Here is a 12,753-nt window from a genome sequence, read left to right as displayed (position 1 = left end):
ATTCGTCTTCCCACTCAGAAAAACAGGAACTCAAATGCCCTCTTCGTTTGCCGCACAAATGCGCCGCCTCGCTGCGTCTGCTTCGCTCGTCTTGCTGGCGCTGCCCCTGGCGACGACCGCCGCCCATGCGACAGACCTCGTGGTCTCCGCCGCCGCCAGCCTGACCAATGCGTTCAAGGATCTGGGCACCGCATTTGAACAGCAAAATCCCGGCGTCAAGGTGATCAACAACTTCGGCGCCTCCGACATCCTGATGCAGCAAATCGTGCGCGGCGCGCCGGCTGACGTGTTCGCCTCGGCGGACCAGACGGCGATGGACAAGGCTGTCGCAGAAAAGGCCGTGCAAGCGTCCACTCGCAAGAATTTCGCCGCCAACCAGATCGTCCTGATCGTCCCCAGCGACAGCACCCTGCCGCTCGCCAGCCTGAAGGACCTGACTCAGCCCGCCGTCAAGAAGGTCGCGCTGGGCAACCCGGCGTCGGTGCCGTTCGGTCGCTACACCAAGACCGCGCTGGAAAGCGCCGGCCTGTGGGATGCCGTGCTGGCCAAGGGCGTGATGGCGCAAAACGTGCGCCAGAGCCTGGACTACGTCGCGCGCGGCGAAGTCGAAGCCGGCTTCGTCTTCGCCACCGATGCCGCCGTCATGCCGGACAAGGTCAAGGTCGCGATCCGCATTCCCTCCGATACACCTGCCACGTATCCGATCGCGGTAACGGCAAGCACCGCGCAGGCAGAACTGGCGGCAAAGTACCTCGCCTACGTGCAATCGGCCGCCGGCCAGGCTGTACTGGCGCGTTACGGCTTCCTCAAACCCTGATACGCTGCGGGCTGATCAACTCTCACTCGCTCACGCGCTTTCTTAACCTATGGCTGCAGTCTGGACCCCGTTGCTGCTCTCGCTCAAGGTCGCGGGCTGGGCAACGGTCCTCAATCTCTTCTTCGGCGTCGCGGCGGCCTACGGGCTGTCGCGCTGGCGCTCGCCGCTGCGCGACCTGATCGACTCCATCCTGACGCTGCCGCTGGTGCTGCCGCCGACCGTGCTCGGCTACTACCTGCTGGTGCTGTTCGGCAAGCGCGGCACCTTCGGCGCGTGGTTGTCCGGCATGGGCATTGAGCTGGTCTTCACCTGGCAAGGCGCGGTGGTCGCCTCGACCATCGTGGCCTTCCCGCTGGTGCTGAAGTCGGCGCGCGCCGCCTTTGAAAATGTCGATAAACAGCTGGAAAACGCCGCGCGCGTGCTGGGCGTATCCGAAGCCGGCGTGTTCTTCCGCGTCAGCCTGCCGCTGGCGGCGCGCGGCATTGCCGCCGGCGTACTGCTGGCGTTTGCCCGCGCGCTCGGTGAATTCGGCGCCACGCTGATGATCGCCGGCAATCTGCCCGGCCGCACGCAAACACTCTCCGTCGCGATCTATGAAGCGGTGCAGGCCGGCGATGATTCCACCGCCACCTTGCTGGTGGTGATCACGTCAGTCACTTGCGTCGCCGTGCTGCTGATCGCCGGACGCCTGATGCCGGGCCACACCCGCCGGGCGGATCTGTCATGAGCGTCGCTGTCCACATCCGCAAAGAGCTGCGCGCCAACGACCGTACATTTCAGCTCGACATCGACTTTGCCTCTGACAGCGACCGCATCGTGCTGTACGGTCCCTCGGGCTCAGGCAAGAGCCTGACGCTCAAGGCCGTGGCCGGTCTGATGACGCCGGACGAAGGCAGGATCACGCTGAACCAGCGCACGCTGTTCGATGCCACACAAGGCATCAACGTCAAGCCGCAGCAGCGCAATGTCGCCTATCTGTTCCAGGATTACGCGCTCTTCCCTCACCTTACCGTGGCGCAAAACATTGCCTTCGGATTGCAGCGCGGCTGCTTCAATCTGCGCAAGCCTGCAGCGCATCCGGCAGTCGCGCGCTGGTTGCAGGCGTTCGGACTGGACGCCACGGCCGGCAGTTATCCCTCGCAGATTTCCGGCGGCCAGCGTCAGCGCGTCGCCCTGGCGCGCGCGCTGGTGGCGCAACCTGACATCCTGCTGCTGGACGAGCCGTTTTCCGCGCTCGATCTGTCGCTGCGCGAACGCATGCGTCAAGAGCTCAGCGAATTGCAACAACAACTGCATGTGCCGATGCTGATCATCACGCACGATCCGGCCGACGTCGAGGTGCTCGGCGACGCCGTGTTCGAGGTGCGCGACGGCATGGTCTCCCGCCAGAAATAAGCCGACAATAAAAAAGCCGCACTCTTGTGGAGTGCGGCTACCGCAGGGACGGGGGTGGATACCCCCTGAAACTTCAATCGCCCTTAAGCAAACTTAAGCAAACTTAAGCAACCTTCTTTTCGGCGCCATCGAAGAATTGTTCATCTTCGGTCGAACCGTGCAACGCTGTGGTCGACGACTGGCCTTGCTGAATCGCCTGGGTGACCGCGTCGAAGTAACCGGTGCCGACTTCGCGCTGATGCTTTACCGCAGTGAAGCCCTTGTCGGCTGCGGCGAATTCGGCTTCCTGCAATTCCACGAAGGCCGACATCTGGTTGCGCGCATAGCCGTGCGCCAGGTTGAACATCGAATAGTTCAGCGCATGGAAACCGGCCAGCGTGATGAACTGGAACTTGTAACCCATGGCGCCCAGTTCCTTCTGGAATTTGGCGATGGTGGCGTCGTCCAGGTTCTTCTTCCAGTTGAACGACGGCGAGCAGTTATACGACAGCATCTTGCCGGGGAACTTGGCGTGAATGGCTTCGGCGAATTTCTTGGCGAAGGCCAGGTCCGGCTTGCCGGTTTCACACCACACCAGATCGGCGTACTCCGAATAAGCCAGACCGCGCGAGATAGCCTGATCAATACCCGGACGGGTCTTGAAGAAACCTTCGACGGTGCGCTCGCCGGTCAGGAACGGCTTGTCATTGTCGTCCACATCGGACGTCAGCAAGTCGGCCGCCTCGGCATCGGTACGGGCGATCACCAGTGTGCTGGTACCGGAAACGTCAGCCGCCAGGCGCGCGGCGTTGAGCTTCTCGACCGCTTCACGTGTCGGCACCAGCACCTTGCCGCCCATGTGACCGCACTTCTTCACCGACGCCAGCTGATCTTCGAAGTGGACGCCGGCGGCACCCGCGTCGATCATCGACTTCATCAGTTCGTAGGCGTTCAGCACGCCGCCGAAGCCGGCTTCCGCGTCGGCCACGATCGGTGCAAAGAAGTCGATGTCATTCTTGCCTTCCGACCATTGGATCTGGTCGGCGCGTTGGAACGTATTGTTGATGCGCTTGACCACCATCGGCACCGAGTTGGCCGGATACAGCGATTGGTCGGGATACATTTCGCCGGCCAGGTTGGCGTCGCCGGCAACTTGCCAGCCGGACAGGTAGATCGCCTTCAGGCCGGCCTTGACCTGTTGCATCGCCTGATTGCCGGTCAGCGCGCCGAGGGCGTTGACGAACGGTTCGTTGTTGACCAGATTCCACAGCTTTTCAGCGCCGCGTTTTGCCAGCGTGTGCTCGATCTGCACCGAGCCTCGCAGGCGCACCACGTCATCGGCCGAGTAGTTGCGCTTGACGCCTGTCCAACGTGGGTTCTCCGCCCAGTCTTTAGCCAGTGCCTGAATTTGTTGTTCGCGTGTCGTCATGGTCAATCTCCTTAAGGTAGTCAGAAAATGGAGGTCAAGAAGTGAAATCCATGACTTCATAGTAGGCCTTTAGGTGCAGAGCAACAATGTCTTATATAAGACATATCAATAAATTTTTATCGTTAATATTCAAAAGCTTAAATATTGTTTTTTGCGATGCGAAACGAAATTTCTGAAAATGAAATGCTTTCATGATGCTGCGCAATCCTACTTTTCATAATGTGGAACGACGTTTTTGCATCATGAAAAACATACTCCGGCCACAGCTCCTTTTGCCGTTGCGCCGATGCCGGGGCATAATGCACTCCGTCTTTCATCATAAAAGTCACGCATCATTTTTTAGTGCAGAACGACCGCCACCCCATAACGATATAAACAATAAGGACCTCCATGAGCCCCACCAGCAACAGAGAAGAGACACTCCGTCAATGGCAAGCCCGCGAAGCCGAAGTGCGCGCCAAACTGGCCGCGCCCGGCGTCGCGTCAATGGATGAGCTGAAAGCCGGCAGCGGCATGAATTTCCTGCAACGCATCTGGGACGGCGAACTGCCGTCGGTGCCGATCGGCGAGACCATGGATTTCATCCCGGTTGAAGGCGAGCCGGGCCGCATCGTATTCCAGGGCACACCTGGCAAGCAGCACTACAACCCGCTGGGCAGCGTGCATGGCGGCTACTTCTGCACCCTGCTCGACTCGGCCGTCGGCTGCGCCGTGCATTCCGTGCTGCCGCAAGGCATGGGTTACACCACACTGGAGCTGAAGGTGAACCTGATCCGCGCACTGACCGCGAAGACCGGCCCTGTGCGCGCCGAAGGCAAGGTGATCCAGGTCGGCAACCGCGTCGGCATCGCCGAAGGCCGCATCATCGACGTCGACGGCAAGATTTATGCGCATGCCACGACGACTTGCCTGGTGTTCCCGCTGCCGTGAGATCGGAAGCGCTGCAAGCATGGTGCATGACGGTTGTTGAAGAGTCCGACGTCTCTTTCAGCAGTCGTCCGACCGGCATCGATTGCCTATTGGTTGTCTATTGAGTGCAGAAGGGTCAGAATGGCGCTAATAGAAATCAGCCGACGCCCCCATGCATTACGCCCTGGATATCCGCACCTTCCTCTTCAGTCATTATTTCTATACCGGCCTGCGCATCGCCACCGGCGTCGTCGGTCTGACCATGCTGGTCTTCAACATGGCCGACATGCAGACCACCATGACGGTCTTCCTCGGCGCCTTGTGCACCAGCCTGATGGACTTGCCCAGCCCGCTGCGTCACAAATTCAATGAAATGCTCGCCGGCGTGCTGCTGTGCACCCTGGTGATGCTGGTGATCAGCCTGTGCGCGCCGATCCACTGGCTGGTCAGCGTGGCGATGGTGCTGGTGAGCTTCCTCGCCAGCATGATGGTGGTGTACGGCAAGAAGACCTTGCCGCTGCAATTCGCAGCGTTAATGGTGATGACGCTGTCGATGGAAAACAGCGTGCCGTTTGACGAAGCCTTCCTGCATGCAGGTTTCTTCCTCGCCGGCGGCCTCGGCTACCTGACCTACTCGATGATCGTGTCCTACTTTTTGCGGCGGCGCGTCAAACAGCAAGTGCTGGCAGAAGCGCTGTTCGAGCTGGCGCGCTACTTGCGCATCAAGGCCGATTTCTACGACGTGCGCAGTGATCTGCAGACGCAGTTCACGACGCTGGTGCGCCAGCAGATCGTGCTGGCCGACAAGCTGCAGGCGTCACGCGACCTGGTGCTGCGCGACATGCACACCAAGCAGGACGGCTTGCTGGTGCATGTCCACCTGAGCATGCTGGAGCTGTATGAACAGGTGTTGTCGACGCATGCCGACTACGCCCTGCTGCGCAGCCATTTCGGCGACACCGACGTCATCATCTTCCTGCGCGACCTGGCCAACAAGACCGCCGAAGATATCGAGTCGATCGCCTACGCCGTCACCCGCAAGCGCATCTCGACGCCAACCGTCAATTACAAGGCGGAACTGCGCGCCGTTCAGTACGAGATGCAACAGCTGCAGCAGGACAACCTGGCCGGTCACATCCCCGACGAAGCCATCACGGTGCTGCGCGTGACCTACAACAAGATCCTCGACATCATCGAGCTGATCTCGCAACTGCACCTGGCCACGCAAACCCCGATCGATGCGATCCCGATCCTGCCGGGGTCCGACATGACGCCGTTCCTGACCCAGCAAAAGTACAAGGCCGGCCTGCTGATCGCCAACCTGCGCTGGCAATCGCCGATATTCCGCTTCGCCATCCGTGTCGCGCTGGCGGTCTCGACCGGCCTGTGGATCGCCGCGCATCTGCCGTACATGTCGCACGGCTACTGGATCGTGCTGACCATCGTCATCATCCTCAAGCCCAATTTCAGCTCGACCAAGCAGCGCGTGAGCGACCGCCTGATAGGCACCATCATCGGCTGCCTGCTGACCGCGCTGATCCTGCGCTTCGTGCATGATCCGATAGGCTTGCTGGCCGTGCTGTTCATCGCCAGCGTAGCGGCGCCGGCCTTCACCTACGTCAAATACCGTTACACCGCGATCGCGGCCTCGGTGCAGATCCTGATGCTGCTCAACCTGCTGCTGCCGGCCGGCCATCACGGCGCGGTCAGCGAACGCCTGATCGATACCGTCATCGGCGTAGCCATCGCCACCCTTTTCAGCTACGTGCTGCCGAGCTGGGAATACCGCGACCTGCCACGCCTGCTCAAGAACGTGCTGCACGCCAGCCATCGCTACATCAAGGCCAGCCGCGACATGCTGGAAGGCAAAGTGGGCGATGATTTCTTTTACCGCGTCTGCCGCAAGGGTTTCATGGACAGCCTGTCGGCGCTGATCTCGGCGCAGGTGCGCATGATGGACGAACCGATCAGCAAGCAGCGTGCGGTGCGCGAGATCAACCGCTTCGTGGTGCAGAACTACCTGGTGGCGGCCCACATTGCCGCACTGCGCATCCTGCTGCGCCGCCATGCCGAAGGCTTGCCGCGCGCTCCCGTCAACAAGCTGATCGAGCAGACTTACCAGAGCGCCACCGCGCATCTGTTGCAGGCGCAAGGCATCCTGGCAGGTCCCGGCGGCAATACCGCGACGACCGTACCGGTGGAGGAAGTCGTGCCGGTCAATCCGCTGGCGGAAACCGTGGCGGCCGAAGACATCGCCCTGGCGACCGAGCCCGAAGTGAGCGAATGGTCCGGCTGGCATACCTTCCAGCGCCGCTCCGCGCTGCTCGACAGCGACCTGCAGGAGATCGTTGCGCAAACCGGCGCCATCGAAAGCATCCTGCGCAAAGCGGAGACCGCATGATTACCCGGCCGACGCGTTAAAGCAGTTGCCCGGACTTGCGCGACTTTGAATTGCGTTGATCCGCACCGGCCATGGCTGGCGACAGACGAAAAAAAGCCGTGCTGAGCACGGCTTTTTCATTTCACGACTGACGCCGATTACTGCTTGTCCTTGCCGTCATACGACAGAATGCGGTGCATGCGCTTCTGCTCGAACATGCGTTCGTCGGCGACCCGCAGCAGCGTTTCGATATCCAGGCCGTCCTGCGGGAACAAGGCCACGCCGATGGAAGCATCGACGTGATACTGATTGCCGTCGCGCCCTTCGATAGGCTGGTTGAGGAAGTTGCGGATCTTCTCGGCGATCGACTTGGCGATGTTCTCGTCGGTCACGCCATGCAGGTAGACCACGAACTCATCGCCGCCAAAGCGCGCGACCGAGTCGTCCTTGCGCAGAGCATGCTGCAATTGCGACGCCGCCGAAATCAGCACCTTGTCGCCTTCGTCATGGCCGTACTGGTCGTTGATCGACTTGAACTTGTCGAGGTCGATGAACAGCAGCGCAAATTGCAGCGGGGCCACCTCCGTCCCCTTGCGGCGGCGGAAGTCGATCTGCGCGATGAACGAATCGCGGTTAAGCACATTGGTCAGGCGGTCGGTGCGCAGGTTGCGTTCCATTTCCTGGAAACTCTGCGCCAGCTGGCCGATTTCGTCGCGGCGATCGATATTGAGCGACGGGAAAGGCTCGCCGTTGCCGATGCTCTTGGCCGCCAAGGTCAGCTTACGAATGTCGCGCAGCACCCAGCGCAGGATCACAAAGCCCAGCACAAACGTCATGCACACAGCAATGAAACCCAACAACAATGTCTGGTAAACGCCGCCGGTCACCGAGCCGAGGAAGTCGGACCGGCTCACCGCGCTGACCGCCACCCAGTCCAGCCCGGCGTCGTCGTGATGCAGGCGGAACGCCAGTTCGGTCTTGGGACCATCGGTCTGCAGCGACTGGACCACCAGTTTTCCCGGCTCCAGCTTTTGCGTCTTCATATAGGCGACCAGGTCGGCATACGACTGCCGCACGATGGGCGAGGTGCTCTGCCCGGCGTTCAGGCGCACGAAGTTGGCACCGTCGACCTTATGGATCGGCTCGTTCACCGAAGTGGCGATCAGGTCGCCCGACATCTCGATGATGAAGGCGACGCCATTTTTGGTCAGCGGCAAGGCTTGCAGGAAGTCGCTCAGGCGGCGCAGGCCGATGCTGCTGGTGGCCACGCCCAGCAAGACATGCTCGGGAGAATAGACCGGCTTGGACAAGGTGATGCCGAGGAACTTGAGACGGAAATCAGTGAACACCGGCGACCAGGTTTCCTGCTTGCGCTCGATGGCCTGGCGATACCAGGGACGATTGCGCGGTTCGTAGTCCTGCGTGGCGATCAGCGTCGGCGTGGTGCCTGGGCCGCGCAAATGATAGACGTAGTTTTTACCCTGCGGATCGCGGGTGCTGTACATGAAGAGATTCATCTCTTCCTGCTTCACACCCAGGAAACTGCCGTCCGCGCCGCCGAAATAGACATAGCTGGGATCGTCGAACAGGCTGTTGGCCAGCCACAGACGCTCTTCCAGCGCGGCCTTTTCTTTCGGGAACGGGATGTAGGTCGGCGGCCCGCCCTTTTCGGCCGGCGGAATCGGATCCGGCGCCACCACGCGCAGCGTCTCGCGCGCGCCCAGCAGTTGCCGGTCGGTCGCCTGGCCGACGCGGTTCATGGTGTCCATCAATGCATTGCGCGCCAGCACCTCGGTGGCGTCATCGCCGGCACGATACAGAAACCAGCCTATCGTCACCGCCAGGCATAACATCAGAAATACAAACGGCAAGATGAACAGCCGTTGTAATGAAGATTGCTTCAGAATTTCACCCCTTGCTTATGCCACGGTCGTCTGGGACGGATAGTTCACGTGTTTTATTGTTTTTTATACATGACTTAACGTCATTTGATGCCTCATTTCGCCCACCTGGCACCGAATCAGAGAGTTTAATCGTTTATATAAAAAAATTCCCTGAAACCTGAAAAAAATACCCGTTTATCGAAGTATTTCTCTCAGGCCGTCAGGGAACTAGATAGCATAATTACAAAGAGTTAATCAAGACATTTCAGTTCGGCTCAAACGAAAGTGCACCATTTTTGACACTCACATGGACCACGTCCTTGGGACCGAACTTTCCTTGCAAGATGAGCTTCGACAAGGGGTTTTCGATTTCCTGCTGGATCGCCCGTTTCAGCGGCCGCGCACCATAGACCGGATCGAATCCGGCCTCTGCGATTTTCTGCAATCCGGCGTCGGTAATGACCAAGCCGATATCCATCTTGGCCAGACGCTCCTCGAGGATATGCAGCTGGATCTTGGCGATCGCGCCGATGTTCTTTTCGTCCAGCGCATGGAACACCACGATCTCGTCGACACGGTTGATGAACTCGGGACGGAAGTGCAGCTTGACCTCGGCCATCACCGCCATCTTCACCACCGCCGCATCGCTGCCTTCCATGGCCTGGATCTTGTGCGAACCCAGGTTGGAGGTCATCACGATCACGGTGTTCTTGAAGTCCACCGTGCGGCCCTGGCCATCGGTCAGGCGGCCGTCGTCGAGCACTTGCAGCAGGACGTTGAACACGTCCGGATGCGCCTTCTCGACTTCATCGAGCAGGATCACGCTGTAAGGCTTGCGCCGCACCGCTTCGGTCAGGTAACCGCCCTCTTCATAGCCGACATAGCCCGGCGGCGCGCCGATCAGGCGGGCCACCGAATGCTTCTCCATGAATTCGCTCATGTCGATGCGGATCATCGCTTCTTCGGTATCGAACAGGTACGACGCCAGCGCCTTGCACAGTTCGGTTTTACCCACGCCGGTGGGGCCCAGGAACATGAACGAACCGTAAGGCTTGTCCGGATCGCCCAGCCCGGCGCGTGAACGGCGGATTGCATCCGAGACTGCAACAATCGCCTCGTCCTGCCCCACCACGCGTTCGTGCAATACCTCTTCCATGTGCAACAATTTTTCGCGCTCGCCCTGCATCATGCGCGACACCGGGATACCGGTTGCGCGCGCCACGATCTCGGCGATTTCCTCCGCGCCGACCTGGGTACGCACCAGGCGCCGCTTGCCGACGGTCTGTTCGCTGGCGGCGTCCTGCTTGTTCTGCATCTCCAGTGCCTTCTCCAGTTCGGCCAGCTTGCCGTACTTGAGCTCGGACACTTTCTGCCAGTCGCTCTTGCGAGTAGCGTCATCCATCTGCAGACGGATCTGCTCGATTTCTTCCTTCAGATGCTGGCTGCCCTGCACCGTGGCTTTTTCGGCTTTCCAGATTTCTTCGAGATCGGCGTATTCGCGCTCGAGCTTGGAGATCTCTTCCTCGATCAGCGTCAGACGCTTCTGTGAGGCTTCGTCCTTCTCGCGATTCACGGCTTCACGTTCGATCTTCAACTGGATCAGGCGACGGTCGAGCTTGTCCATGACCTCCGGCTTGGAGTCGATTTCGATCTTGATCTTGGCGGCGGCTTCATCGATCAGATCGATTGCCTTGTCCGGCAGGAAACGGTCGGTGATATAGCGATGCGACAACTCTGCCGCAGCGACGATGGCCGGGTCGGTAATGTCGACGCCGTGATGGACTTCGTACTTTTCCTGCAAGCCGCGCAAGATGGCGATGGTCGCCTCCACGCTGGGCTCGTCGACGATGATCTTCTGGAAGCGGCGCTCCAGCGCAGCGTCCTTCTCGATGTACTTGCGGTATTCGTCGAGCGTGGTGGCGCCGACGCAATGCAGCTCGCCGCGCGCCAATGCTGGCTTCAGCATGTTGCCGGCATCCATCGCGCCTTCTGCCTTGCCGGCGCCAACCATGGTGTGCAGCTCGTCAATGAAGACGATGGTCTGGCCTTCATCCTGGGCGATCTCTTTCAAGACGGCTTTCAGGCGTTCTTCGAACTCGCCGCGATACTTGGCGCCGGCCAGCAAGGCTGCCATGTCGAGCGACAGCACGCGCTTGGACTTGAGGCTGTCCGGCACTTCGCCGCTGACGATGCGTTGCGCCAGACCTTCGACGATGGCGGTCTTGCCGACGCCGGGCTCGCCGATCAGCACGGGATTGTTCTTGCTGCGGCGTTGCAGCACCTGAATGGCGCGGCGGATTTCATCGTCGCGGCCGATCACCGGATCGAGCTTGCCGGCACGGGCGCGCTCGGTCAGGTCGAGGGTGTATTTCTTGAGCGACTCGCGCTGGCCTTCCCCCTCTTGCGACGACACGCTGGCGCCGCCGCGCACAGTGCTGATGGCGGCTTCCAGGGACTTGCGCGAGAGACCGTTTTCACGCGCGGCGCGGCCGGCGTCGGACTTGTCGTCGGCCAGGCCGAGCAAGACCATCTCGCTGGCGATGAACTGGTCGCCGTGCTTTTGCGATTCCTTGTCGGCCAGGTTCAGCAAGGCCACGAGCTCGCGGCCGATCTGCACTTCGCCGCCATTGCCCGAAACCTTGGGCAGGCGCGTGAGTGCGTGCTGCAACGCCGAAGTCAGTCCGGCCACATTGACGCCGGCGCGCTGCAGCAGCGAGCGCGCGCCGCCGTCGTCCTGGGCCAGCAGGGCCAGCACCAGATGGGACGGATCAATGTATTGGTTGTCGTTGCCGACAGCCCGGCTCTGGGCATCCGCCAGAGCTTCCTGCAATTTTGTGGTGAGTTTGTCGAGACGCATGGTGTGCTTTCGCTCCGAATTTTGAATACCTAGAAAATTGGGACGTGCAGACGTATTTCAAGGAATGATCCGACTGTATGGCCGCGAAAGGCTGCCGGATTTGATCCAGATCAACTTACGGTAGATCGCTCCGGCGCGGGAAGGTGTCCGCCAGGCGCCCGGCGAAAGCCGCCAGCGCGGCGCTCAGCTTTTCCGAGACGGCTCTGTCGGCCAGCATGGCGGCCGTATCGAGCTTGTTGGTCGGCAAAGCCACCACTGCGGAAGCAGGTAAAACCACATCGGCGTTCATCATTGCCAGCGTGTCGAGCAAGGACGCCTGCGCATGTTCCGCACGGCCGGAGGCATTGAGCGCGGCGACCGGCTTGTTGATGAATTCGCCGCTGCCGACCACCCAGTCGAGCGCATTCTTGAACGCGCCCGGCACGCCGTGGGCATATTCCGGGCTGGCGATCAGGACCGCATCGGCCTCTCGCAGCGCAGCGCGGAACGCCAACACCGTCGCCGGCTCGGCGCCCTCGGCGTCGGGATTGAACGGCGGCAGCTCAGCCCATGCCAGATACAAGCTGATGCGCAGCGACGGCGGCGCCAGCACTGCCGCCGCTTGCAGCAGCGCCGTATTGGAAGATGCCGCCCGCAAACTGCCGGACAAGGCCATCACCTTGAAAGAAGCGCCGTCGCGGTCCATCGCGCCGACTATGCAAACACCGCGCGATACACTGCAAAACCCGCCACGCACAAGGCGACCGAACCCAGCAGATGCAAGCCTGAATGAGCGATCGCCAACAGGTAGTTGCCGCGTTGCAGCAGCAGCATGGCTTCCGCCGAGAACGTTGAAAATGTTGTCAGACCGCCCAGAAAACCGGTGATCAGGAACAGGCGCCACTCCACCGGCAAGCCCTGGTGCCCTTCAAAAAACGCCACCAGGAAGCCGATCACGAAACCACCGCCCCAGTTGGCAGCCAGCGTGCCCCATGGCAGCGCTTGCCCGGCGACGTTGAGCCACAGGCTCAATCCCCAACGCAACCAGGCGCCCAGTGCCGCACCCATGCCAACCGCAATCCATTGCATCGTTCGTTTTTCCTTTTTTGTCTTCTTGATCAATAC

At 60.6% G+C, this 12,753-nt stretch carries 10 protein-coding genes; 5 read left to right on the top strand and 5 right to left on the bottom strand.

The genetic code is table 11. The features are described 5' to 3' along the window. Positions 1 to 58 precede the first annotated feature (58 nt). Genes modA through ACIROW_RS00255 form a run of 3 tightly spaced genes read left to right on the top strand, consistent with a single transcriptional unit; the run spans position 59 to position 2,212 of the window. Complete coding sequence (modA, locus tag ACIROW_RS00265) at positions 59 to 817, top strand: molybdate ABC transporter substrate-binding protein (RefSeq protein WP_402272411.1); 759 nt, start codon at positions 59 to 61, stop codon at positions 815 to 817. 49 nt (positions 818 to 866) lie between these two features. Next, positions 867 to 1,544, top strand: a complete 678-nt coding sequence (gene modB, locus ACIROW_RS00260) for a molybdate ABC transporter permease subunit (RefSeq protein ID WP_402270645.1) — start codon at positions 867 to 869, stop codon at positions 1,542 to 1,544. Next, the gene (locus ACIROW_RS00255) at positions 1,541 to 2,212 is read left to right on the top strand and encodes a sulfate/molybdate ABC transporter ATP-binding protein (protein ID WP_402270642.1); all 672 of its coding nucleotides are present in this window, start codon (positions 1,541 to 1,543) and stop codon (positions 2,210 to 2,212) included. Before modB ends, ACIROW_RS00255 begins: the two co-directional genes overlap by 4 nt. A gap of 103 nt (positions 2,213 to 2,315) precedes the next feature. Here ACIROW_RS00255 and aceA read toward each other — a convergent pair whose 3' ends face one another. After that, the gene (gene aceA, locus ACIROW_RS00250) at positions 2,316 to 3,620 is read right to left on the bottom strand and encodes an isocitrate lyase (protein WP_402270640.1); all 1,305 of its coding nucleotides are present in this window, start codon (positions 3,618 to 3,620) and stop codon (positions 2,316 to 2,318) included. A 390-nt stretch (positions 3,621 to 4,010) separates the two neighbouring features. Between aceA and ACIROW_RS00245 the strand changes: the two genes are divergently transcribed. Both ACIROW_RS00245 and ACIROW_RS00240 read left to right on the top strand, forming a co-directional pair. Next, complete coding sequence (locus tag ACIROW_RS00245; protein ID WP_402270638.1) at positions 4,011 to 4,550, top strand: PaaI family thioesterase; 540 nt, start codon at positions 4,011 to 4,013, stop codon at positions 4,548 to 4,550. 151 nt (positions 4,551 to 4,701) lie between these two features. Continuing rightward, positions 4,702 to 6,930 (top strand): FUSC family membrane protein, encoded by a 2,229-nt coding sequence (locus tag ACIROW_RS00240; protein ID WP_402270635.1) that lies wholly within the window; start codon positions 4,702 to 4,704, stop codon positions 6,928 to 6,930. Positions 6,931 to 7,067: 137 nt separating this feature from the next. Here the strand turns inward: ACIROW_RS00240 and ACIROW_RS00235 are convergent, their stop codons facing one another. The 4 genes from ACIROW_RS00235 to crcB all read right to left on the bottom strand — a co-directional run bounded on the left by ACIROW_RS00235 (position 7,068) and on the right by crcB (position 12,717). After that, positions 7,068 to 8,762: a diguanylate cyclase gene (locus ACIROW_RS00235; protein ID WP_402272409.1), complete on the bottom strand. Its 1,695-nt coding sequence runs from the start codon at positions 8,760 to 8,762 to the stop codon at positions 7,068 to 7,070. A 295-nt stretch (positions 8,763 to 9,057) separates the two neighbouring features. Then, the gene (gene clpB / locus ACIROW_RS00230; protein ID WP_402270633.1) at positions 9,058 to 11,649 is read right to left on the bottom strand and encodes an ATP-dependent chaperone ClpB; all 2,592 of its coding nucleotides are present in this window, start codon (positions 11,647 to 11,649) and stop codon (positions 9,058 to 9,060) included. Positions 11,650 to 11,764: 115 nt separating this feature from the next. Next, entirely contained in the window at positions 11,765 to 12,334 is a 570-nt protein-coding gene (locus tag ACIROW_RS00225) for an NADPH-dependent FMN reductase (protein WP_402270631.1), read from the bottom strand. Between the two features lie 8 nt (positions 12,335 to 12,342). Continuing rightward, positions 12,343 to 12,717: a fluoride efflux transporter CrcB gene (crcB, locus tag ACIROW_RS00220; RefSeq protein ID WP_402270629.1), complete on the bottom strand. Its 375-nt coding sequence runs from the start codon at positions 12,715 to 12,717 to the stop codon at positions 12,343 to 12,345. Positions 12,718 to 12,753: the final 36 nt, after the last annotated feature.

Source organism: Herbaspirillum sp. NPDC101397 (assembly GCF_044767325.1).
Lineage (GTDB): Bacteria > Pseudomonadota > Gammaproteobacteria > Burkholderiales > Burkholderiaceae_D > Herbaspirillum.
Note: the sequence above shows the minus strand (reverse complement) of the source record. Positions and strands in the feature narration are given on the sequence as shown.